The sequence below is a fragment of the uncultured Sphingomonas sp. genome (assembly GCF_964021865.1).
Taxonomy (GTDB): Bacteria; Pseudomonadota; Alphaproteobacteria; order Sphingomonadales; family Sphingomonadaceae; genus Sphingomonas.
Map to the genome: position 1 here is coordinate 1 of NZ_CAXIAM010000043.1, position 23,083 is coordinate 23,083.

Genomic DNA, 23,083 nt, shown 5'->3' on the forward strand with positions numbered 1-23,083 from the left:
GCTGTCGTGAAGCAACAACGGTTCAGATAAGGGGCGAGCCATCCATAAAGGGGGAGCGACGCCGGCGTCGCTCCCCCTTTCCATTGCCTCAGAACAGCTTAGTTGCTGTCCGAATCGTCACCATCGTCAGCGATGATGATGATGCCGGCGATCACCGCCGCCGCCGCAACGGCCGCCACGATCAGACCGCCGCCGACCAGCTCGTTCTTCTTCGCGGCCGGTGCCGACGCGCGAACCGACTTGGCGACCGACAGGCTGGCAGCCGAATTGACCGGAGCCGCAACCGCCGGAACGGTGGCCAGCGACGCGATCGCAGCCGCCATCAGAAACTTCTTCATGATATCATCTCCCTCGAGGCCAACGGCTACTGTCATGCCGCAACGCGTCATGCAACGGCAGTAATATTACAATGCGACGAAAAGTCGCCGTTGTGGGTTTGACGGCACATCAAGCAGCAAATTGGTTCATGGTGTTGTGGGCGCCGCCCGCCTTCAAAGCCGCCTCGCCGGCGAAATACTCCTTGTGGTCGTCCCCGATATCGCTGCCGGACATGTTCTGATGGCGGACGCAGGCTATCCCCTCGCGGATCTCGCAGCGCTGCACGTTCTTGACATACCCGAGCATGCCCGCCGCCCCGAAATAGTCGCGTGCGAGCAGGTCTGTGCCGAGCGCAGCGGTATGGTAGGTCGGTAAGGTAATAAGATGATGGAAGATCCCGGCGCGCTGTGATGCATCGCGCTGGAAGGTGCGGATGCGCTCGTCAGCCTCTTGCGCCAACGGGCTGTCGTCGTAGCCAGGGTCCATCAGCCGGGTTCGGTCATAGCCGGCAACGTCGCGGCCGTCCGCGCGCCAGCGGTCTAACACCTGCTGGCGGAAGTTGAGGGTCCAGTTGAAGCTGGGCGAATTGTTGTAGATCAGCTTCGCATCGGGCACTTCGGCGCGGATGCGGTCGACCATGCCGGCGATTTGCGCGATGTCGGGACGCTCGGTTTCGATCCAGAGCAGGTCGGCACCGTGCCGCAACGCGGTGATGCAGTCGAGCACGCAACGATCCTCCCCGGTGCCGGCGCGGAACTGGAACAGGTTCGACGCGAGCCGTTTCGGGCGTAGCAACTGCCCGTCGCGCTCGATCAATACGTCGCCACGATCCGGCACATCGACCGCCTCGGCGTCGAGAAACGCATTATATCGGTCGCCGAGATCGCCGGCGGTGCGCGAGACAGCGATCTGCTTGGTGAGTCCGGCACCCAGTGAGTCGGTGCGCGCGACGATGATGCCGTCATCGACGCCCAGCTCCATGAAGGCGTAGCGGCAAGCGCGGATCTTCGCGAGGAAGTCCTCGTGAGGTACGGTGACCTTGCCGTCCTGGTGCCCGCATTGCTTTTCGTCGGAAACCTGGTTTTCGATCTGCAACGCGCAGGCACCGGCCTCGATCATTTTGCGCGCGAGCAGATAGGTGGCCTCGGCATTGCCAAAGCCGGCGTCGATATCGGCGATGATCGGAACGACATGGCTTTCATACTGGTCGACCGCATGGATCAGCCGCTGCGCCTCGACCGCATTGCCGGCGTCGCGGGCCGCATCGATGTCGCGGAACATCAGCCCCAGCTCGCGCGCATCGGCCTGTTTGAGGAAGGTGTAGATCTCCTCGATCAGCGCGGGCACCGCGGTCTTTTCGTGCATCGACTGATCGGGCAGCGGACCGAAGGCGCTGCGCAGCGCGGCGACCATCCAGCCCGAAAGGTAGAGGTAGCGGCCCTTGGTGGTGCCGAAATGCTTGCGGATGCTGATGATCTTCTGCTGCGCGATGAACCCGTGCCAGCAGCCGAGCGACTGGGTATAAGCGCCGGGGTCCGCATCATAGGCCGCCATGTCGCGCCGCATCACCGCGGCGGTATGTCGCGCGATGTCGAGCCCGGTTCGGAAGCGGTTCTGCAAGCGCATGCGCGCCACCGCCTCGGGCTGGATGCCGTGCCAGCCGGGGCCGGCCTGCGCGATCGTCCGGTCGGCGGCGGCGACGCTGTCCTGATAAGTCATGGCGATCCTTTCAGCCGAGCCGCCCGAGGCGGTGATACAGGTTCGAGAATTTGGACGAGCGCGGATCGTCGGCGATCTGCCGGACGTAATGCGCAACCGCTTCCTTCATCAGACCGAAGTCTTCGGTGGAGAAGACCGCGCGGCTGCGCTGCGGTTCGGTGTGCGGCATGATGATCGCTCCTTCATTGACAGGTGATGGGAAGATCCTGCCGGAAGCGATGGGCTTTCCGTCAGCAATTCACATGAAATTCGTGTCGCTTCGTCCGTGCTCTCCCACTAAGCTTAGTCATGTTGTAAAGGAATTTACAGGAGCGCGTGATGAGCCGGGACAAGCTGCTGGCAGGGCATGCGGTACGCCGATTGCGGCGACGCCACGGGCTGACGCAGGCCGCGATGGCGGAGATGCTCGCGATTTCGCCCAGTTATCTCAATCTCATCGAGCGCAACCAGCGTGCGGTGCCGGCGGGATTGCTGGTGACACTGGCCGATCGTTTCGACTTCGACCCGCGTGTGTTGGTGGCGGGCGAACCGGGTGGCGGCGCGGAGGCGATCCGGCGGCGGCTGGCCGACCCGCTGTTCGCCGATCTGGAGGTCGATCGTAGCGAGGTGGAGGAATGGCTCGCCGCCGCGCCGGGTGGGGCGGAGGCGTTCGCGCGCGCCTTCGACCGGGGGCAGGGCGGTGCGGCCGCGCCATTGCTCGACGATCCGGCGATCACCGCGCGACGCGAGATCGAGCGGTGGCGCAACCACTTCCCCGATCTCGACGCCGCGGCCGAGACGCTTGCCGACGAATTGCGGCTGGTCGGCGCAGATCTATACGGCGCATTGGTCGAGCGGCTGCGCGTGCGGCATGGGCTCGCGATCCGTATCCTGCCGATCGAGGCGTTGCCTGATCATCTTGTGCGCGTCGACCTCCATGCGCGGCAGGTGCAACTCGCCGAACGACTGGCGCCGTGGTCGCGGACCTTCGCGCTGGCGGTGCAATGCGGGCTGATCGAGGCGCGCGCGGAGATCGACGCGCTGGTGCGCGGCGCAGCGCTCGACCGGGTGGCGGAGCGGCTGTTCCGGCGGCACCTGTCGAGCTATTTCGCGGCGGCGGTGATGATGCCTTATGCGCGGTTTTTGCGCGCATGCGAGGCGAGCGGCTATGATCTGGAGCTGTTGCAACGGCGCTTCGGTGCGGGGCTGGAACAGGTGGCGCATCGGCTGACGACATTGCAGCGCGTCGGTGCGCGCGGGCTGCCGTTCTTCCTGCTGCGCGTCGATCGCGCCGGGCAGGTGTCGAAGCGCTTTGCCGGGGCGAGCAATACGCCGTTGTTGGCCGGTGAGACGCGGTGTCCGTTATGGCGCGTCCATCATGCGTTCGAGCGGGCGGGCAGTGTGGTGCCGCAATTGCTGGAGCTGGAGGATGGCGCGCGCTGGTTCACGCTTGCGACGGCGGTAAGCGGTACGGCGGTCGGCGCGGGAGCGAACCGTGTGGAAAGTGGGTTTACGATCGCGCTTGGCGTGCCGGCCGAGGTGGCCGGGTCACTCGCGGCAGCGCGCGGGCTCGACCTCACCGGCGCGGCGACACCGGTGGGGCTGGGGTGTCGGGCGTGTCACCGGATGGCGTGTCCGCAGCGTTCGGCAGCGCCGGCAGCGCGGGCGTTGTTGCTTAACGAGCGTGAGCGGGCGATCTCGGGGTGGACGTTCGTGGGAGATTGATCCAACGCTGATATGCACCTCGTCATTGCGAGCATAACGAAGCAATCGGGTGTTCCGCGAACCGCCCCGGGATTGCTTCGCGATGCTCGCATTGACTGTACAAGCTAAATCACTCTTTGGCCGTACCCGGCTCGGCCATGTTGCGGTGCTGATGCGCGGTCACTTCGGGCGGGAGGATGTGCGCGGCGGCGACCTGCAGCTTGTTTTTCCAGCCCGAGACGATCGAATGCTTTCCCGCCATCAACGCGTCCCAGCCGTCCTGCGCGACCTTGGCGGGATCGGACTTGCTGTCTGAGGTGCCGACGTCGGTGTCCATCATGTCGGCGCGGTCGAAGAATTCGGTATCGACCGGGCCGGGCATCAGCGTCGTAAGCGTGACGCCCTCGTGATCCTTCAACTCGTCGCGCAGCGCATCGGTGAAGGAATCCACGAACGCCTTGGTGCCATTATAGACCGCCTGGAAGCTGCCCGGGATGAAGCCGGCAACCGAGCCGGTGACCAGTACCTTGCCCTCATGCCGCTCGGTCATTTGCCGCAGCACCTTCTGGAGTAGGTAGAGCGTGCCGGTAATGTTGGTATCGACCACGCGCCGCCACTCGGTCACGTCCTGATCAAGGAATCCGCGGCCCAGCCCCTTGCCGGCATTGGCGCAGAGCAGGTCGATCAGACGCCCTTCTGTAGCGGCGAGCAGCCGGTCGACGCCGTCGATCGTCGACAGATCCGCCTCGACCGAGATGACCTGCGTGCCGAATTGCTTGAAGTCGGCGGCGGCGGCGTCGATCAGCGGCTCGTCGGCGACGACGAGGATGTCATAGCCATCCTTCGCGGCGAGCGTGGCAAGTTCGAAGCCGATCCCCGTCGAGGCGCCGGTAATGATCGCGAATTTATTGGGCATCATGTCTCTCCAATTATGCTCCGTCATTCCCGCGCAGGCGGAAATCCAGAACCTCTGACGTTTCGGCTCTTACGAGGACCTGCGCGTCTGGATTGCCGCCTGCGCGGGAATGACGGTGCGGGCGGTCGTGCGGGTCACATCATCCCCGGTTTCAACACGATCTTCGTCACATCATTCTGCTGATCGTGGAACATCTTGTATCCCTCCGGCCCCTTTTCGAGCGGCATCCGGTGCGAGATCAGGAAGGTGGTGTCGATCTTCTCCTCGAGGATCGCGGTCAGCAGCGCGGGGAGGTAGCGCTGGACATGGGTCTGCCCGGTCTTGAGCGTCAGCCCCTTCTCCATGAACGCGCCCAACGGCCATTTGTCGACAAAGCCGCCATACACCGCGGGCATCGATACGCGCCCGCCCTTGCGACACGCGATGATCGCCTGGCGGTTGGCGTGCGCGCGGTCGGTGCCGGTCAAGGTCGAGACCTTGATCTGGTCGAGCACGTTATCGACGAAGAAACCGTGCGCCTCCAGCCCGACGCTGTCGATCACCGCATCGGGACCGATCCCGCCGGTCATTACCATCAGCGCCTCGTAGACCGCGCTTTCCTCGAAGTTGATCGTCTCGGCGCCGAACCGCGCGGCCAGCTTGAGCCGGTTCGGAAAGTGATCGATCGCGATCACGCGCTCGGCACCCATCAGGAAGGCCGACTGGATCGCGAACAGTCCGACCGGGCCGCATCCCCACACCGCGACGGTGTCGCCGGGCTCGATGTCGGCATTCTCCGCCGCCATCCAGCCGGTCGGCAGGATGTCGGAGAGGAACAGCACCTTGTCGTCCTCTACCCCGTCGGGAATGACGATCGGGCCGACGTCGCTGAACGGCACGCGGACATATTCGGCCTGACCGCCGGCATAGCCGCCGGTCATATGGCTATAGCCGAACAGCCCAGCCATCGGCTGGCCATACAGTTCCTGCGCGATGTCCTGATTGTCGGCGGGTAGCCCGTTGTCGCAGGCGGAGAATTGCTGCTTCGTGCAATGATAGCAGCTGCCGCATGAGATCGTGAACGGCACGACGACGCGCTGGCCCTTTTTCAACGTCGATTTTGCGCCGACCTCGACCACCTCGCCCATGAATTCGTGGCCGAGGATGTCGCCCGACTGCATGGTCGGGATGTAGCCGTCATAAAGGTGGAGGTCCGACCCGCAGATCGCAGTCGACGTTACCTTGATGATGCAGTCGCGGGGATTGACGATGCCGGGATCGTCAACGGTGTCGACGCGGACATCGTGTTTGCCGTGCCAGGCGATCGCTTTCACAGCCCCATCTCCTCGAATTGCTTGGCATTCATCGCCGGGGTGGCGATCTCGCCGGTTTCCAGCAGTTGCTTGAAACGGCGCAGGTCGCGGCGTGCCTGAATGGCGGGTTCGCGCTGGAACATCTTGGCGATTACCTTGCCGATCACGCCGGCGGGCGGGTCGTAGTCGATCGTCGCGACAACCACCGTGCCGCGCGCGCCGGCGTCGCGGAACTCGACGTGGCCACGATTGGGGATTTCGGCGCCAGGCTCGCTCTCCCACGCGAGCAGCTTGCCCGGTACTTCCTCGGTGATCCGTGCGTCCCATTCGACGTGGCTGCCGCCGGGCGCCTTCACCACCCAATGCGACCGGCGTTCATCGTGCACGTCGATGCGGACGACATTCTCCATGAACGCGGGCCAGGCGGCGAAGTCGCGGAAGCGCGAATAGACCTCATCGACGGGCTGGTTGATCGTGACGGCGCGCGCGGCAAGCCCGGTCGGCTTGTCGTGTTTGGCGGCGGCAAGCGGGGCGTCATCGGTCATGGCGGCTCCTTTCCTATCGCGCCGTCAATGGCCGGTCGGGGAGCCGCGTTCCGTGGAAAAACCGTGCGTTGATCTGGGTCAGTGAGGTTGCCGTTTCACCGTCATCCCCGCGCAAGGCGGGGATCCAGAACCTCCGAGGTCTGCGCTTCTAGCGATGAACCTGCGCGTCTGGATTCCCGCCTTCGCGGGAATGACGGCTTTGGGCTTACGGATTCCCCTTGCCGCCATGCGCGCCGACCGCGGTGCCGGTCGAGAAGCTGGTCCCGTCCTCCGCCAGCGCGACGTAGAGCGGGGCCAGCTCGGCGGGCTGGCCGGCGCGGCCCATCGGCGTATCCTGACCGAATTCGCCCAGCTTGCCCGGCAACTGCCCGCCCGCGACCTGCAACGGCGTCCAGATCGGACCGGGGGCGACCATGTTGACGCGGATGCCCTTCTTGGCGAGCTGCTTGGCCAGCCCCTTGGTGAAGATCAGGATCGCGCCCTTTGTGCTGGCGTAATCGAGCAATTCCTCGCCGGGGTCATAGCTGTTGACCGAGCCGGTGTTGATGATGACCGACCCCGGCGGCATCGACGGGATCGCCGCCTTGCAGATGCGGAACATCGCAAAGATGTTGGTCTCGAACGTGCGGACCATCTGTTCGTCGGTGATCTCCGAGATGTCGGCCTTGCTCTGCTGATAGGCGGCATTGTTGACGAGCAGGTCGAGCCCGCCGAGCTGGCGCACCGCATCGCCAACCAGCTTGGTGCAGGCTTTCTCGGTGCGGATATCGGCGGGGAGCAGCACCGCCTTGCCCCCGGCCTGTTCGATCAACGCCTTTACCTCGCGTGCGTCGGGTTCTTCGGTCGGGTAGTAGTTGATGGCCACGTCGGCCCCCTCGCGTGCGAAGGCGATCGCGGCGGCGCGGCCGATCCCGCTGTCACCGCCCGTCACGAGCGCCTTGCGCCCGCTCAGCCGACCCGAACCGCGGTAGCTGGTCTCGCCGCTGTCGGGGCGCGGGGTCATCTTGCCTTGCAGCGCCGGCCACGGCTGACGCTGCTCGGGGAAGGGCTGGCTGGTGTATTTGCTGCGCGGATCGCGAAGCGGCACGGCGGGGGCGGCACCCGCCTGCGCCGCCGCGCTGCTAGCGCCACCGAAGGTCAGGCCCGCGGCGGCTGCGCCGCCCAAAACCGTGCGGCGTGTGGTGCCCTGATCGTCCATATCGCAAATCTCCCGGTACCCGGGCGCGAACGGGCGGGGCGATCAGAGGTTCACGGCGATCGGGTTGATCGCGATCAGAAACGATAGGCGATCGTCCCCTGCACGACGCGGCGGTTGCCGTACCAGCACCACGCGTAATTGGCGAAGCATGAGGTGATATAGGTCTTGTCGAACAGGTTGGAGGCGTTGACCGAGGCGCTCAGCCCCTTGAGCGACGGGCTGAGCCGTTCGAGATCGAACCGCACCCAGGCATCATAGATGGTAAAGGACGGGCTGTTGAGCGGTGCGGCGGCGGCGGGGTTCTCGGGCGGGGTGTAGACGCCGGCATAGACTTCGTCGACATGCCGCACCGCGCCGCCCAGCGTCAGGCCGTGGAAGGTGCCGCGATCGGGCGCCCAGTCGAGGATCAGCGACGCGCCGCCACGCCCGACCGTCTCCAGCCCGCGCCCGACACGAGTCGGATCCTGCGGATCGCTGGTTACGCGGACACGCTGGCGGCTGTACGCGGCGCGCGCGGTGAAGCCGAGCCCGAGCGGCGCGCTGCCCTCGAACTCGACACCGGTCGAGCGCACCTCGCCGGTCTGGCGCGAGATCGAAAAATCGGGGGTCGAGGTGACGACATTGGTCTGGTCGATCCGGAACCATGCGCCCGACAGCAGGATCGGCGTCCCGGGAACGCTGAACTTCGCGCCGGCCTCGATCTGCTTGCCGAACGACGGGTCGGCGATCCCGAACGAGCCGTCGTCGCGCCGCACCGTCGCCGACTGCGGCTCGAACGAGGTCGAATAGCTGACATAGGGCGCGAGACCGAAGGGCAGGGTGTAGAGCGCCGCGGCGCGCCATGTGAACTTGTCGTCCTTCTTCGGGGTGCCGCCGTTCTGCTGCCCCCACGTCCAGTCCTGCCGACCGCCGACCGTCACCCGCAATGCGCCCAGCTCCATCTGATCCTGCGCATAGATGCCCTGCTGGCGAAGCCGTGCGTCGAGCGCGAACAGGCCGAAGCCGCCGGGCACCTGCGCCGGGGTGCGCGGCACCGTCATCGTGCCATAGGCGGGATTGTAGACGTCGAGCGGCGTCGCACCGCCGAATTGGCCGTCCTCGGTCGAATGCGCGACCTGACGATCGACGCCGAGCAACAGCCGGTGCGTCACCGGCCCGGTGCGCACGGTGCCCGCGAGCTGGTTGTCATAGGTCCAGTTGTTCAGCTCCTCGTCGGTCGCATAGCTGGCGCGGTTGTAAACGCGCGTGCTGCCCGCCACGGGAGTGCCGCTGACATAGACCAGCCCGAGCTGCGACGTGACGTTCTGGTAGCGGCCCGACGAGCGGAAGCGCCAGCCGCCGCCGAAATCATGCGTGAAGATGTACGTCCCCGCCGCCTGCTCGCGCTGATAGCGATTGCCCGCCTCCCCACCGTCGAAGCGCGTCGAGAGCTTACCGTTGGGATTGTCGATCAGCGTGCCGAGCGCCGGGAAGACGCCATAGGCGCCATTGTGCGGATCGTGCGAATAGGTGCCGAGCAACGTGAAGGTGGTGCGCGAGCCGTTGCCGATCGTCACCGCGCCGGAGACGGTCTGGCGCTCGCGCTTGGCGAAACGCTGCTGCGTGTCGCTGCCGTTGGCGCTGCCATAGATGCGCCACAGCACGTCGCTGGTGCTTCCGCCGACATCGGCATCGACGCGGTAGAGGTTGTATTCGCCGTAGGTGCCCGCGACCGAGCCATAAAGCGGCAGGTCGACCGGCAGCTTGCTCGATTGCGCGACGAGTCCGCCGGGGCTCGACTGGCCATAGAGCGTCGAGGCCGGACCCTTGAGCACCTCGAAGCGCGCCAGCCGCGACACGTCGACCTGCGGGATCGCATAGCCGGTGGTGCTGCCGAACTGCTTCAGCCCGTCGAGGAACACCGGCGCGTCGAAGCCGCGCAGCTTGAACTGGTCGTAGACCTCGGCGCTCGACCCGCGCGTCTCCGGGGTCACGCCCGCGACGAATCGCAATGCCTGGTTGAGATTCTGGAGTCCAAGCGCCTCGATCTGGTCGCCGGTGACGACGGTAATCGACTGCGCGGTTTCGGCGAGCGGCAGCGCGGACTTGGTCCCGGCGCTGGCGAGGTTCGGGGCTTGCCGGCCGGTCACGATGACATCGTCAGGCGTGGGAGTATCGCTGTGCTGCTGCGCCAGCGCCGGAGTGGCGGCGAGCAGGGCGGCGAGGGTGATGAAGCTGCTGGAATGACGGACGGACATGAGAACCCCTTTGATTGCGGGGCCTCTATCGTGAGTGCGAGTGAGTATCAATAACCTTTGTGGCCGCTCGCGCGTTCGTTGAACCTTCGCTCCTGCGAAGGCAGGAGCCTATGTCTTCGTCGTGCAGCGTCGACCCTGCGTTTGCGAGCGACTTGTCTGCGTCAGCTGTTTCGCCACACTATCGAGACATGGGCCCCTGCCTGCGCAGGAGCGACGGTGCGTGGGGAAAGCGACGGCGATCCAGCCTGCGCCAGATATGAGAAGAGGTTGCCGAACGCCCGTGAACGGACACCCGACAACCCCTTGACATGGTCAGCGGCCGGAGAGCTCCAGCCCGGGAGACCATGTTGGCCTCCAAGAACCACCGGTCCCGCTACGTTGAAGAGCGGATCAATCCTCCCGCAGCGGGTCGGCGATGCTTAGAAGCGCATCTCCCGAACGAACTGAACCGACCCCATTGCTGAACCATGAGACATCGGATCACCTCCTTTCGCTGGTTGATAACAGTTGCGACCGCGTCAGCCGCACCCACAATGTGAGGCGGAAGGCGATACGATACAAGGCTTGTAATGCGTCGGGTTCTGGACAACCATCCGAGGCTTCGCGCCCGGTTATCGCATCAGTTGCGGCAATCCTCGATCACCCGGCCCACCTCCGCCCAAGGCGGCAGCACCAGCGGCGTCGCGCCGGGCTGTTCGACGGTGAAGCGACCGCGCGTAAACGCCATCGCATCGAGCAGCCGGTCGTCGAGCGCGAAGCGCGCCACCGCCTGCGGCACCGTGCCCGCCCCGGGCTGAGTCGCGACGCTGCGCGTCATTGCGCTGGTGCGGATCGTGAACGGTGACGCGTTGCTGCCCGGACGCAAGAGCAGCACCGCGCGAGCGGCACGATCGCAGCGCAACTCGGCCACGGGCGGCTGCCCGCTCACGCCATAACTGGCGCGCGAGCCGGCGGCATCGCGGATGTAGCGCCACGCACCCGGCGTCCACGGCCAATCCTGCCAGTCAGCGGACCGGGTGGGTGCGGGAGCAGGGGCGGGCGTTACGGGAGCCGGCGGGGGCGCAACCGGCGCGGGCGGCGCGGCGCGCGGGACGCAGGCGGCGCACGCCAGCACCAGCAGCGCGAGCGGAAGCGAAGAGAGAGAGCGGGTCACCCGCGACGCTATGGCGGATCGCCGCCGCACGCTCAACCGCTCCGCCCGGAACCGCCGCGCCGGGATGACGGTTCACCGCGGGAGATCGCTTAACATAGGAGTATTCCGCATGGCCGAAGACGCGCCGACCCAAATCCTGGTGCAGTCCACCCTCAGCGACACGATGAAGGTCGATACGCGTGACGGCGATCATCTCGGCACCGTGCAGGCGTTCATGGTCCACAAGTCGACCGGGCGCGCGACGCACGCCGTGCTCAGCCTCGGCGGCTTTCTGGGGATGGGGAAGAGCTATTATCCGCTGCCCTTCTCGCTGTTGCAGTTCGATCCGGTGCGCGACCGCTATGTCGTGACGATCGACCGCCGTTTGCTGGAGGGCGGCCCGAGCTGGGCGAACAATGCGCCGGTGTTCGATCAGGCCTATGCCGACCGCGTCGCCAGTTACTATCAGGTGCAGGGTGAAAATCTCAACATCGCGTGAGGAGCGGAGCCATGAGCGAGCGGAAAGAAAATGACGTGCAGGAAGCGGTCGAGGAACTGCTGACCGATCCGGATGCGCCGGAACAAGGCAACAGCACCCCGCCGCCGCAGACCACCGATGCGGAGCCGTCCGACGATCGGTAGCGGGTTCATCGTTGCAGGTTTGATCCCGCAGCCTCCGCCGCTCGTCATGGCTTCGCTCTGATCGCAATGACGGTCGATCGGAGCGACAGAAGAACAAGCGTGATCCCGGATCAGGTCCGGGATGACGATAGGGCTAGCGACCGGCCGCCGGCTCGGGCACGATGATCCACTCGTGGTTCTCGACGATCCACGCCGGGACCGGCCGCCCCTCCGCATCGCGGGACGGGTCGTAGCGGAAGCGGCGCTGGATCAGCCGGCAGGTGGTCGCGTCCAGCGTGGCATTGCCGCTGCTCTTCGTGACCTGACAGTCGCGAACCCGGCCATCGCTCCACACGAGGAACTTGACCGCCACCGTTCCCTGAAAGCCGGCATCGCCGATGTCGCGCGGATAGTCGGCGTCGGTCAGCCGGCCGCGTCTCCAGACCGGCGGGGTTTCGTCACCCGGCCCGCCGTCACCGTCGCCCCATCCGCCGCTGCCGGTCCCGTCCCCGACGCCCCCCGCGCCGGTGCCCGGCCCGACCTTCTCGGTCGCGCCCTGCGTCGCCTCGTTGCCGGCGAATCGCTTGAGCGCGACCGTGATCGGCGGCGGCGGAGGCGGTACCATGACGATCGGCGTCGTTGCGGCGACCTGCGTCGCCTGCGAGCGAATGTTCGGCGGTGCGGCGCGGCCGGAAGGGCGGGAGGTTTGCGTGCGTCTGGAGACGACCTTGGCCGGTGGCGGGGGCGGGGGCGTAACGCGGAACACCGCCAGCCCGCTCTCGACGCGCTGCGCGAGCGGCGCACCGGCGAGCCCGACGATCAACGCCCAGCCGAGCGCTGCGCTCACCGCCCCTGCGGCAAAGGCCGGGCCGATCCGATCGCGGGAAGGCTGCGCGTACATAAATGCGGATATAGGAGCGGGTGGCTGAACCGGGAGTGAGTAGACACATGCTCCTTTCCGCGGTCACCCCTTCGTCAATCGTCCCCCCAACTGGGCCTCGGCCTTCGCCGGGGAACGCGAATGAAAAGCCCTACCGCTTCCCGAACTTTCGCTGCGTCTTACCGAAACGCGTCTTGCGCGTCCCCGGCTTGCCCTCGTTGCTGCGTCCCATCAACGGCAGCTTCTGCTGCTCGACCGGCAGCCCCAATTCCTCCTGCTCCAGCGCGCGGATCTCGTCGCGCAGGCGACCGGCCTCCTCGAACTCGAGATCGGACGCGGCCTTGCGCATCTTCTTCTCCAGCTCCTCGATATAGGCGCGGAGGTTGTGGCCGACCATGTGCGGCCGATCCTCGTCGATCTCGACCGTCACCTGATCCTTTGACGCGACATGCGCGATGATGTCGCCGATGCCGCGGCGGATCGTCGTCGGGGTGATGCCGTGTTCGCGGTTGTACGCCTCCTGCTTCTCGCGGCGGCGCGCGGTTTCGTTCATCGCCCGCTCCATGCTGCCGGTGATGCGGTCGGCATAGAGGATCACGCGCCCGTCGACGTTGCGCGCCGCACGCCCGATCGTCTGGATCAGCGATGTCTCCGAGCGCAGGAAGCCTTCTTTGTCGGCGTCGAGGATCGCGACCAGCCCGCATTCAGGGATGTCGAGCCCTTCGCGCAGCAGGTTGATGCCGATCAGGACGTCGTACACGCCGAGCCGAAGATCGCGGATCAGCTCGATACGTTCCAGCGTCTCGACGTCGGAATGCATATAACGGACCTTGATCCCCGCCTCGTGCATGTACTCGGTCAGATCCTCGGCCATCCGCTTCGTGAGCGTGGTGACGAGCGTGCGATAGCCGAGCGCGGTGGTCTTGCCGCATTCGACGATCAGGTCCTGCACCTGTTCCTCGACGGGCTTGATCTCGACCGGCGGGTCGATCAGCCCTGTAGGGCGGATCACCTGTTCGGCGAACACGCCGCCAGCCTGCTCCATCTCCCACGCGCCCGGCGTGGCCGAGACGCAGACCGTTTGCGGGCGCATCGCGTCCCATTCGTTGAAGCGCAGCGGGCGGTTGTCGATCGCCGAGGGCAGGCGGAAGCCATATTCGGCGAGCGTGATCTTGCGACGGTGATCGCCGCGCGACATGCCGTTGATCTGGCCGATGGTCTGGTGGCTCTCGTCGACGAACAGCAGCGCGTTCTCGGGCAGATATTCGAAGAGCGTCGGCGGCGGCTCGCCGGGCAGGCGCCCGGTGAGGAAGCGGCTGTAGTTCTCGATGCCGTTGCAGCTGCCGGTCGCGGCGATCATCTCGAGATCGAAATTGGTGCGCTGCTCCAGCCGCTGGCGCTCCAGCAGCTTGCCCTCGATCTCCAATTCCTTGAGCCGTTCGGACAGCTCGTGTCTGATCGCCTCGGTTGCCTGCTTCATCGTCGGGCCGGGCGTGACATAGTGCGAATTGGCGTAGATGCGGATCGTGTTCAGGCTCGCCGACTTCTTGCCGGTCAGCGGATCGAACTCGACGATCTCCTCGATCTCGTCGCCGAAGAACGACACGCGCCATGCGCTGTCTTCATAGTGCGACGGGAAGATTTCGAGATTGTCGCCTTTGACGCGGAAATTGCCGCGCTGGAACGCCGCGTCGTTGCGCTTGTATTGCAGCGCGACCAGCTTGCGGACGATCTCGCGCTGGTCGACCGCCTGCCCCTTTTTCAGGTCGAAGATCATCGCCGAATAGGTTTCGACCGAGCCGATCCCGTACAGGCACGATACCGAAGCGACGATGATGACGTCGTCGCGCTCCAGCAGCGACCGGGTGGCGGAGTGACGCATCCGGTCGATCGACTCGTTGATGCTCGACTCTTTCTCGATATACGTGTCGGAGCGCGGAACATACGCCTCGGGCTGATAGTAATCGTAATAGCTGACGAAATATTCGACGGCGTTATCGGGGAAGAACGATTTGAACTCGCCGTACAATTGCGCGGCGAGGATCTTGTTCGGCGCGAGGATCAACGCCGGGCGTTGCATTTCCTCGATCACCTTGGCCATCGTGAAGGTCTTGCCCGAACCGGTGACGCCGAGCAGCACCTGATCCTTCTCGCCCGCGCGCGCGGTGTCGACCAGCTCGCGGATCGCGGTCGGCTGGTCGCCCGACGGCTGATATTCGCTGACCAGCTTGAACGGCTTGCCGCCCTCGACCTTTTCGGGGCGGGCGGGGCGGTGCGGAACGAACGCCGCGTCGGTTTCGGGCTCGGCAAGGTTGGTGCGGATCTGAATCGCCATGCGCCGCAATATGGGCGCAGCCACCACGCGGTGAAAGGGTGCGGTGACGCAACCCTTTCACCGCGACATCAGCCGTGTGGCGTAACGCTGCCTCGCCGCAGCCTGACGATCGCCGCATCCAGCGCCGAGAGGAAGCGCGAGCGGTCTTCCTTGCCGAACGGTGCCGGACCGCCGATGCGGTCGCCGCCGGCACGCAGATCGCTCATGATCGCACGCACCGCCACCGCATTGCCGATCGAGGCGGTCGTGAACGGGCGGCCGGTCGGCGCGATCACCGCGCCCGCGCCGGCCTTCAGGCAGCGATCGGCGAGCAGGATGTCGGCGGTGACCACCAGCGCCGCGGCGTCGACCTGCGCCGCGATCCAGTCGTCGGCGGCGTCGAACCCATCGTCGACCACCACGCGGGACAGCAGCGGATGCGCGGGGACGCGCAGATGCGCGTTGCTGACGATCACGACCGGCACCGCCGTGCGATAGGCGACCCGGTAGATCTCCTCCTTCACCGGACAGGCGTCGGCGTCGACGAGGATGCGCAGCGTCATGACTGCGCCATGCCATGCCTGGGCTGCGGCCACCAGCAGCGCTTCGCCACCGACAGCCAGGCGCTGGTGAGTTATCCTCAACCGACAGCAAGCCGCTGTCAGGAAAGAGGAAGTCGCAATGACCATCCATCAAGCCACGATTGCCGCGGCAACATCTGACGCGCGCGCCCTGTTTGCCTTGGACCAGCTGGAGGCGGTGTTCGACCCGACGCTCGAGACGCTTTGGACCTATATGCGCCCGCGCGTACGTCCCAGCTTCAACCCTGCGTTGCTCCACGACTTCATGCAATGGCAGGAGGACATCGAGATCGCGCACGGCAGCGGCGCGATGCCGATCCGCTATCTGGTGCTCGGCTCGCGCTTTCCGGGGGTGTTTTCGCTGGGCGGCGATCTCGACCTCTTCGCGAAACTGATCCGCGCGCGCGACCGTGCGGCGCTGGTCCGTTACGGCAAGGCGTGCGTGCGAATCCTCCACCGCAACATGCTTGGGCTGGGGCGGTCGATCGTCACGATCGGGCTGGTCGAGGGTGATGCGCTGGGCGGCGGGTTCGAGGCGCTGATGTCGTTCAACGTCGTCGTCGCGGAACGCGGTGCGGGGTTCGGCCTGCCCGAAACGCTGTTCGGGCTGTTCCCCGGCATGGGTGCGCATTGCTTCTTGTCGCGGCGGCTGGGCGCGGCGCGCGCCGAGCAGATGATCCTGAGCGGGCGCACCTACCGGGCCGAGGAATTGTACGAGATGGGGCTCGTCCACGCGCTGGCCGAGCCGGGCACCGGGCGAAAGGTGGTGGAGGATTATATCCGCGCCAACCGGCGTCGCCACAGCGCCCATGCCGCGATCTACGAGGCGTCACGCGCGGTGAACCCGCTGACGCTCGGCGAGCTGGAGGCGGTGGTCGAGCTATGGGCCGATGCGGCGCTGCGACTGGGAGAGGGGGAGCTGAAGCTGATGCGCCGGCTGGTGAGCGCGCAAGAGCGGCTGCTGGAGAAAGCGCGGTGATCACGACCGGCTAAGCGTCAGCCGGTCGCTTCGCCCCCGGTGCCGGTCAGCATGGCGGAAACCATCGCGGCCGGCATCGGGCGTCCGAGCAGATAGCCTTGCACCGCATCGCAGCGCGTGCGGCGTAGCTGGTCGAGTTGCGCCTGCGTCTCGACGCCCTCGGCGATCGTCCGCATCCCCAATTGCGCACCCAGGTCGACGATCGTCTGGACGATCGCGATCGAAGCCGGGCTGCGTTCCAGATCGGTGACGAACGACCGGTCGATCTTGAGCGTCTGGAACGGGAAGCGCGTGAGATAGCTCAGCGAGGAATAGCCGGTGCCGAAATCGTCGAGTGTGGTGCGCACCCGCAGCCGGTTCAGCGCCTCCAGCGCGGCGAGCGATGTCTCGACATCCTCGAGCAGCACCGTTTCCGTCACCTCAAGGTTGAGCCGTTCGGGCGGCAGTCCGCTGCTGTTCAGCGCGTCGAGTACCACTGTCGGCAGGCGTGTCGCGCGCAACTGGATCGGCGACAGGTTCACCGCGATCGAAATGTCGGCGGGCCAGCCACGCGCGACGTCGCACGCCTGGTAGAGTACCCAATGGCCGATCGCATCGATCAGGCCGTTGTCTTCGGCGATGGGGATGAATTCGACGGGCGAGACGATGCCGTGGTGGCGGTTGGTCCAGCGTAGCAGCACTTCGCACGACAGAATTCGCGTCGCGGCCAGATCGAAGATCGGTTGAAACAGCAGGTGGAATTCCCCGCGTTCCAGGGCGCCGTGCAGTTCGTAGTCGAGCTGTCGCCGGCGCTCGATCTTCTCGTCCATCACCGGCTCGTAGAAATACAATTGCCCGCGCCCGCTTTCCTTGGCGCGGTATAGCGCGAGATCGGCGTTCTTGAGCAGCGTATCGGCTTCCCGCCCGTTTTCCGGCGCGATCGCGACGCCGATCGACACGCTGGTGCGCAGGCTGTGCCCGTCGTGCGCGACCGGGCGGCGAACGAGCGCGAGGATCGCCGCCCCGATCGTCGCGGCGTCCTGTCGATCGGTGATCGGGCAGAGGATCGCGAACTCGTCACCGCCCAGTCGCGCGACGACGCTGTCCTGATCGAAATGCGCGCGCAGCCGACCGGCGACCGCAGCCAGCAGCGCATTGCCGGCCAGATGCCCGAACGTGTCGTTGATTTCCTTGAACCGGTCGAGATCGAGCCAATAGAGCGCCAGCTTGCCGCCGCGATCGGGGAGCGTCCGCAGACTATCCTCGAACTGTTCGCGGAACGCAGTGCGGTTCGCAATGCCGGTCAGGTCGTCGCGTCGCGCCTGCGCGGCATTCTCATGGCTGACGATCGTCGCCTTCAGCAGCGCGGCATAGGTCTGCAACGTAATGTCCATCATCGCCGCGACGAACAGCACGATGACCACCGACAGCACCAGCTTGAGCGGCTCCAACCCGACCAGCAGCCCCGCGGACAGCGGCAGCGAGGCGAGGCAAAGCTGGGCGAGCGCGATCCGCGGCCGTCCGGCGTTGCGCCCCGCAATTCCCGCGGCATAGCCGATCGCGGTAGTGACCGCGAGCAACTGCACCACCCCGTCGTCGCTGCGCGTCAAGGCCAGGAACCCGAACAGCCCGAGCATCCCCGAATAGGCCAGCGCACCGACCCGGTAGCCGATCTCATGCCGCACCGTAGCGGCATTGAGATCGGCGCCGGCGCGGAGTGGACGCATCACGTCCACGATCCGCAGGACGCCGATCAGCCCGATCGTCGTTGCGGCCGCCGCCAGCCACGCATCGCGCGTGGTCCAGGCGACCACCGCGGCGATCAACGTGCTGGTGGCCGCGCCGATCACCAGCGACTGCGTGGAGGCATACAGCGATTCGACCAGCGCCGCACGCACCTGCGGCGTGATACGATGATCGGAATGCCGTAGCTCCCGCAGCCGTGCGATCAGGCGCGCCATGACATATCCATGAGCCGGCAATTATCTGATTCCGGTCAATATGTCACAAGACAGGTAAGGGCGATCGGCTATTTTCCTTACGGTTTCGGTCGTTTTTCAGAGTTTAAGGCGCCACCCGCCCCGTTTCACGCGGCGCGGCGCTCAAGCGCCGTATCAGGTCGGTCTCCGCGGACCGATAGGGCGTCCCGTCGCCACGGAAGACCTCGTGGAACCAGATCACCGGCTCTTCCAGTACATAGGGCTTTTTCCAGCTGTCCCAAGGCAACCGCGTCTGCGTCTTGCCGTCGACGAAGCCCCAGTTGATCATCGCCACGTCATAGCGTTTGCCGATCGGCAACGATCCGTCGAACGTCGATCCGTTACCGCGGGCCATATATTCGGTGCACAGGATCGGGCGACCATAAGGCAGCAACTGCTTGACCCGCGCCTCGAACGTCTCGGGCCAGCTATAGTCGTGGAACGAGATTACGTCCGACTGGCCGAGCTGCAAGGTCTCCATCGCGGTCAGCTTTCCGCCGCGCGCGCTCCAGTCGTCGTGCTGCCATACGCCCGAGGTGAGCGGCTGCGACGGATCGGCGTCGCGCGCCCAGACGAACACCTGCGCCAGCAGCGCACGGACCAGCGGCTCCTTGCCCTCCTGCCCCTTGTACTGGTCGGCGCCGTTGTCGGGCTCGTTCCAGACGTCCCAGCCCAATACGCGCGGGTCGTTGCGGAACGCGCCGATCACGCCCTGCACATAGGCTTTGTAGGCCGGATAGCGGCGCTTGTCGCGCAGGCCCGCCATGCCCGGGCCCTGCACCCAGCCCGAATTGTGGACGCCGGGGATCGGCGGATGCTGCGGCCCCAGCTTCGGGTCGGGATCCCAGCAGCTGTCGAACAGCACGAACAACGGCTTGATCTTATGGCGCGCCGCGATCGTCAGGAATTCGTCGATCCGCTGCCGGAAGCCGGCCGGGTCCTGCTGCCACAATTGATCGTGGAGAAAGACGCGCATCGTGTTCATGCCGATGCCCTGCGCCCAGCCCAGCTCGCGGTCGATCCGCTGCGGATCCCAGGTTTCGGGCTGCCACATCTCCAACTGGTTGATCGCCGAGGCCGGCGTGTAATTCGCGCCGACCAGCCACGGTTGCGCGTGGTACCATGCCTTGGCCTGCGCCTCGCTCCATCGCGCACGCGCGTCGGCCGGCAGGGCGACGCTGATTGCTGCGACGCCGAGCAGCATTGTCACGAGCCGCCTGTTCATCGCTTCCTCTCCTCTCTTATCGAAGGTCCCACGCGGGGCATACAACTCAACTATCGGCAAAAGCGAGAAATTATCCTATGATTTGCGAATGAGCTTTCGCCAGATCCTTGCCGCCGCCCTGTTGCTCGCCACTGCGCCGGCGCACGCCGACAATCCGCAATTTCAGGGTGCCGACCCGCATGCCACGATGATCGATGGTGAATTGTGGGTGTTCCCGACCGGCGGGCCGGGCGGTAGCTGGGCGGCGGACCGGTTCGGGGCCTTTTCATCGCGCGACCTGAAGACATGGCAACCACGCGGCGAGCTGATCCGCCGCGACCAGATCGCGTGGATCGATGCCGACGGTGCGCGCGAGCATTTCCTGTGGGCGCCCGGCGTCGCGACGCGCGATGGCAGATGGTACCTCTATTATTCGGTCGGCCCGCAGAACCCGACGCCCAGCCGGATCGGCGTCGCGGTCGCCGATCGGCCCGGCGGACCCTATCGCGACAGCGGCCGTCCGCTGGTGACCGGCGGGCAGGGGTTCGAGGCGATCGATCCGATGGCGTTCGTCGATCCGAAGAGTGGCAAGGCGTACCTCTACGCCGGCGGCAGCGCGGGCGCGAAGCTGCGGGTGTGGGAGCTTAACTCCGATATGGTCAGCATCGCGCGCGAGGTGCCGGTGGCGACTCCGCCTCAGTTTACCGAAGGCGCGTTCATGCACGAACGCGGCGGTATCTATTATCTGTCGTACAGCCACGGGCGCTTCAACGCCGCCGACTATTCGGTCCATTACGCGACCGCGCCGTCTCCGATCGGGCCGTGGCGTTACCGCGGTGCGATCCTGACCAGCGATGGTACCCATAAGGGGCCGGGGCATCACAGCTTCGTCGAGACTCCCGCCGGCACGTGGCTGATCGTCTATCACCGCTGGGAAAACCCGCGCAGCCCCGCACCGTTCGCGGGGGAGCGTCAGGTCGCGCTCGATCGGCTGCGTTACGCGAAAGACGGGCACATTCTTCCGGTACGCATGACGGACGGGCGCGCCGCACCGACGCTTCCCTGAGCGCGATCATGCTCTTGCGCCCGGTCTGCATTGCTGCATGGTAGCGGCAACAAGCGGACGGGGGCGGGGATGGACGAGGCACTGGCGGCGCGGGTAGCGGCGGATCCGCGATATCGCGAACTGGTACGGCGGCGGGGGCGGTTCACCTGGGCGCTGACCGCAGTGATGCTGGTCGCCTATCTCGGCTTCATCCTGCTGATCGCGTTCGACAAGGCGTTCATGGCGCGGCCGATCGGCACCGGCGTCACCTCGATCGGGATCGTCGCGGGCTTTGTCGTGATCGTGCTCGCGATCGTCCTGACCGGTATCTACGTCCGTCGCGCCGCGCGCGACTTCGATCCGCTAGTAGAGGCACTACGCCGGGAGCGCGGCGCATGAGGCGCGGCGCGATCCCGTTCGCAACCGTGGCCACGTTGTTGCCTGCGCCGGCCTTCGCCGATGCGCTGGCGGGGCAGAGCGTGCAGCAACCGACCAACTGGACCGCGATCCTGATGTTCGCGGCCTTTGCGCTGCTAACGCTCGGCATTACGCGCTGGGCGGCGCGACGCACCCTAACGGTCGGTGACTTCTACACGGCGGGCGGCGGGATCACCGGCTTTCAGAACGGACTGGCGATCGCGGGCGACTTCATGTCGGCGGCGTCGTTTCTCGGGATCTCGGCGCAGATCTTCGCGGACGGCTATGACGGGCTGATCTATTCGATCGGCTTCCTCGTCGGTTGGCCGATCATCCTGTTCCTTATGGCCGAACGGTTGCGCAATCTCGGCCGCTATACCTTCGCCGACGTCGCCAGCTTCCGCTTCGCGCAGACGCCGGTACGCAGCTTCGCGGCGATCAGCACGCTGACCGTGGTGCTGTTCTACCTGATCGCGCAGATGGTGGGTGCGGGGCAGCTCATCAAATTGCTGTTCGGGCTGCGCTACGAATATGCGGTGGTGATCGTTGGCGTGCTGATGACGCTTTATGTGCTGTTCGGGGGCATGACCGCGACGACCTGGGTGCAGATCGTCAAGGCAGTGCTGCTGCTGGGGAGCGCCACCTTCATGGCGCTGGCGGTGCTGTGGCAGTTCGGTTTTTCGTTCGAGGCGCTGTTCGCGCGCGCGGTTCAGGTGAAGACCGGGCTTGCCGCCGCGGCCGGGGCCGATCCGGCGGCGGCGGCGAGCAAGGGCCGGTCGATCATGGGGCCGGGCAATTTCATCAAGGACCCGGTCTCCGCGGTGTCGTTCGGGCTCGCGCTGATGTTCGGGACCGCCGGGCTGCCGCATATCCTGATGCGTTTCTTCACGGTGCCCGATGCGCAGGCGGCGCGGAAGTCGGTACTGTGGGCGACGGGGTGGATCGGCTATTTCTACCTGCTGACCTTCATCATCGGCTTCGGCGCGATCGTGCTGGTCGCCACCGCGCCGCGCTATCTCGATCCGGCCGGCGCGCTGCTCGGTGGCGGCAACATGGCCGCGATCCATCTGGCGCATGCGGTCGGCGGCAACCTGTTCCTCGGTTTCATCTCGGCGGTCGCCTTCGCGACGATCCTGGCGGTGGTGGCCGGGCTGACGCTGTCGGGCGCGTCGGCGGTCAGCCATGATCTGTACGCGACGGTGCTGCGCAAGGGGGCGGCCGACCCCGCCACCGAGTTGCGCGTGTCACGACGGACGGTGCTGGTGCTCGCGGTGATCGCCATCCTGCTCGGCATCATCTTCGAGAAGCAGAACGTCGCGTTCATGGTCAGCCTCGCCTTTGCGGTGGCGGCGTCGGGCAATTTCCCGGTGCTGTTGCTGTCGCTGTTCTGGAAGGGTTGCACGACGCGCGGCGTCGTCGCGGGCGGAACGCTCGGGCTGGTGCTGGCGGTAGGGCTGACGGTACTGTCGCCCGCGGTTTGGGAGAAGATCCTCGGCTATCCCGCCGCGATCTTCCCGTATTCCTCACCGGCGATCTTCTCGATGCCGCTCGCGTTCGTCACGATCTGGCTGGTGTCGCTGCTCGACCGCAGCGGGCGCGCGGCCGTCGATCGTGGCGGGTTCGCCGCGCAACAGGTTCGCGCGGAAACCGGCATCGGCGCAGCGGCGGCGTCCTCGCACTAGCGCGGGTCGTCGCCGTCCACATACGCGCCGCTGTCGCCCTGCGCGCGGTGGATTGCGGCGCGCCCGCGCGACGCGGCGACCTCCGCCTTGCGCGCCGCCGCGGACGCGGTGTGCAGCACGCGCGTACGGCCGTGGACGACCAGATTGTAGCTGACGAACCAGATCGCCCCCGACACCAGCAGCGCTGCCGCGATCCAGCTCCGCTTGCGCCACCGGGTGCGGTTGCCGTGCATCACCAGCCGCGATCCGCACACAGCGCAGCGATACACGGTCGTGCCGACGCGTGCGGTCGGCTTGCCGGTCCAGCGATGAAACCCGAGGACGCACAGGATGCCCATGCGCGCAGGACCTATCGCGGATCG

22 protein-coding genes are annotated in these 23,083 nt (G+C 66.1%); 7 read left to right on the forward strand and 15 right to left on the reverse strand.

Annotation, left to right across the window (positions count from 1 at the left end):
• Positions 1–98 precede the first annotated feature (98 nt).
• The 3 genes from AADI75_RS11655 to AADI75_RS11665 form a co-directional block, all read right to left on the reverse strand.
• Complete coding sequence (locus AADI75_RS11655) at positions 99–338, reverse strand: hypothetical protein (protein ID WP_341209192.1); 240 nt, start codon at positions 336–338, stop codon at positions 99–101.
• A gap of 109 nt (positions 339–447) precedes the next feature.
• Entirely contained in the window at positions 448–2,037 is a 1,590-nt protein-coding gene (locus AADI75_RS11660) for an isocitrate lyase (RefSeq protein WP_341209193.1), read from the reverse strand.
• A 10-nt stretch (positions 2,038–2,047) separates the two neighbouring features.
• On the reverse strand, positions 2,048–2,206 hold the full coding sequence (locus AADI75_RS11665; RefSeq protein ID WP_202900634.1) for a hypothetical protein: 159 nt from the start codon (positions 2,204–2,206) through the stop codon (positions 2,048–2,050).
• 149 nt (positions 2,207–2,355) lie between these two features.
• On the opposite strand from AADI75_RS11665, the gene AADI75_RS11670 reads away from it, so the two are divergent.
• Entirely contained in the window at positions 2,356–3,741 is a 1,386-nt protein-coding gene (locus tag AADI75_RS11670; protein WP_341209194.1) for a short-chain fatty acyl-CoA regulator family protein, read from the forward strand.
• 109 nt (positions 3,742–3,850) lie between these two features.
• Here the strand turns inward: AADI75_RS11670 and AADI75_RS11675 are convergent, their stop codons facing one another.
• The 6 genes from AADI75_RS11675 to AADI75_RS11700 all read right to left on the reverse strand — a co-directional run bounded on the left by AADI75_RS11675 (position 3,851) and on the right by AADI75_RS11700 (position 11,061).
• Positions 3,851–4,636 (reverse strand): SDR family NAD(P)-dependent oxidoreductase, encoded by a 786-nt coding sequence (locus tag AADI75_RS11675; protein WP_341209195.1) that lies wholly within the window; start codon positions 4,634–4,636, stop codon positions 3,851–3,853.
• A gap of 134 nt (positions 4,637–4,770) precedes the next feature.
• Positions 4,771–5,949, reverse strand: a complete 1,179-nt coding sequence (locus AADI75_RS11680) for a zinc-dependent alcohol dehydrogenase (RefSeq protein WP_341209196.1) — start codon at positions 5,947–5,949, stop codon at positions 4,771–4,773.
• Positions 5,946–6,473: an SRPBCC family protein gene (locus tag AADI75_RS11685; RefSeq protein ID WP_341209197.1), complete on the reverse strand. Its 528-nt coding sequence runs from the start codon at positions 6,471–6,473 to the stop codon at positions 5,946–5,948. The genes AADI75_RS11680 and AADI75_RS11685 overlap by 4 nt, the downstream gene beginning before the upstream one ends.
• 205 nt (positions 6,474–6,678) lie before the next feature.
• Positions 6,679–7,671 carry an SDR family oxidoreductase gene (locus AADI75_RS11690; protein WP_341209198.1) on the reverse strand — a complete coding sequence of 331 codons (993 nt, stop codon included), beginning with the start codon at positions 7,669–7,671 and terminating at the stop codon, positions 6,679–6,681.
• A 74-nt stretch (positions 7,672–7,745) separates the two neighbouring features.
• On the reverse strand, positions 7,746–9,908 hold the full coding sequence (locus AADI75_RS11695) for a TonB-dependent siderophore receptor (protein WP_341209199.1): 2,163 nt from the start codon (positions 9,906–9,908) through the stop codon (positions 7,746–7,748).
• 619 nt (positions 9,909–10,527) lie between these two features.
• On the reverse strand, positions 10,528–11,061 hold the full coding sequence (locus tag AADI75_RS11700; protein ID WP_341209200.1) for a hypothetical protein: 534 nt from the start codon (positions 11,059–11,061) through the stop codon (positions 10,528–10,530).
• 109 nt (positions 11,062–11,170) lie between these two features.
• Between AADI75_RS11700 and AADI75_RS11705 the strand changes: the two genes are divergently transcribed.
• Together AADI75_RS11705 and AADI75_RS11710 are read left to right on the forward strand one after the other, a co-directional pair.
• Entirely contained in the window at positions 11,171–11,539 is a 369-nt protein-coding gene (locus AADI75_RS11705; RefSeq protein ID WP_028965529.1) for a PRC-barrel domain-containing protein, read from the forward strand.
• 11 nt (positions 11,540–11,550) lie between these two features.
• Positions 11,551–11,682 (forward strand): hypothetical protein, encoded by a 132-nt coding sequence (locus AADI75_RS11710; RefSeq protein ID WP_341209201.1) that lies wholly within the window; start codon positions 11,551–11,553, stop codon positions 11,680–11,682.
• A 133-nt stretch (positions 11,683–11,815) separates the two neighbouring features.
• Here AADI75_RS11710 and AADI75_RS11715 read toward each other — a convergent pair whose 3' ends face one another.
• The 3 genes from AADI75_RS11715 to AADI75_RS11725 form a co-directional block, all read right to left on the reverse strand.
• Entirely contained in the window at positions 11,816–12,508 is a 693-nt protein-coding gene (locus AADI75_RS11715; RefSeq protein ID WP_341209202.1) for an energy transducer TonB, read from the reverse strand.
• 184 nt (positions 12,509–12,692) lie between these two features.
• Positions 12,693–14,876, reverse strand: a complete 2,184-nt coding sequence (gene uvrB, locus AADI75_RS11720; protein ID WP_341209203.1) for an excinuclease ABC subunit UvrB — start codon at positions 14,874–14,876, stop codon at positions 12,693–12,695.
• A gap of 68 nt (positions 14,877–14,944) precedes the next feature.
• Positions 14,945–15,412 carry a YaiI/YqxD family protein gene (locus tag AADI75_RS11725; RefSeq protein ID WP_341209219.1) on the reverse strand — a complete coding sequence of 156 codons (468 nt, stop codon included), beginning with the start codon at positions 15,410–15,412 and terminating at the stop codon, positions 14,945–14,947.
• Between the two features lie 124 nt (positions 15,413–15,536).
• On the opposite strand from AADI75_RS11725, the gene AADI75_RS11730 reads away from it, so the two are divergent.
• A complete protein-coding gene (locus AADI75_RS11730; RefSeq protein ID WP_341209204.1) occupies positions 15,537–16,415 on the forward strand; it encodes a crotonase/enoyl-CoA hydratase family protein in 879 nt (292 codons plus the stop codon).
• A 17-nt stretch (positions 16,416–16,432) separates the two neighbouring features.
• Here AADI75_RS11730 and AADI75_RS11735 read toward each other — a convergent pair whose 3' ends face one another.
• Complete coding sequence (locus AADI75_RS11735; RefSeq protein WP_341209205.1) at positions 16,433–18,355, reverse strand: EAL domain-containing protein; 1,923 nt, start codon at positions 18,353–18,355, stop codon at positions 16,433–16,435.
• A 103-nt stretch (positions 18,356–18,458) separates the two neighbouring features.
• On the reverse strand, positions 18,459–19,598 hold the full coding sequence (locus AADI75_RS11740) for a 1,4-beta-xylanase (RefSeq protein ID WP_341209206.1): 1,140 nt from the start codon (positions 19,596–19,598) through the stop codon (positions 18,459–18,461).
• Between the two features lie 88 nt (positions 19,599–19,686).
• Here AADI75_RS11740 and AADI75_RS11745 point away from each other — a divergent pair, with 88 nt between their 5' ends.
• The 3 genes from AADI75_RS11745 (at position 19,687) to AADI75_RS11755 (ending at position 22,721) form a co-directional block, all read left to right on the forward strand.
• Positions 19,687–20,643 carry a family 43 glycosylhydrolase gene (locus AADI75_RS11745; RefSeq protein WP_341209207.1) on the forward strand — a complete coding sequence of 319 codons (957 nt, stop codon included), beginning with the start codon at positions 19,687–19,689 and terminating at the stop codon, positions 20,641–20,643.
• 69 nt (positions 20,644–20,712) lie between these two features.
• Entirely contained in the window at positions 20,713–21,021 is a 309-nt protein-coding gene (locus tag AADI75_RS11750; RefSeq protein ID WP_341209208.1) for a DUF485 domain-containing protein, read from the forward strand.
• The gene (locus AADI75_RS11755) at positions 21,018–22,721 is read left to right on the forward strand and encodes a cation acetate symporter (RefSeq protein ID WP_341209209.1); all 1,704 of its coding nucleotides are present in this window, start codon (positions 21,018–21,020) and stop codon (positions 22,719–22,721) included. Before AADI75_RS11750 ends, AADI75_RS11755 begins: the two co-directional genes overlap by 4 nt.
• Here the strand turns inward: AADI75_RS11755 and AADI75_RS11760 are convergent.
• Positions 22,718–23,059 carry a hypothetical protein gene (locus AADI75_RS11760; protein ID WP_341209210.1) on the reverse strand — a complete coding sequence of 114 codons (342 nt, stop codon included), beginning with the start codon at positions 23,057–23,059 and terminating at the stop codon, positions 22,718–22,720. The two genes, AADI75_RS11755 and AADI75_RS11760, sit on opposite strands and share 4 nt — an antisense overlap.
• Positions 23,060–23,083: the final 24 nt, after the last annotated feature.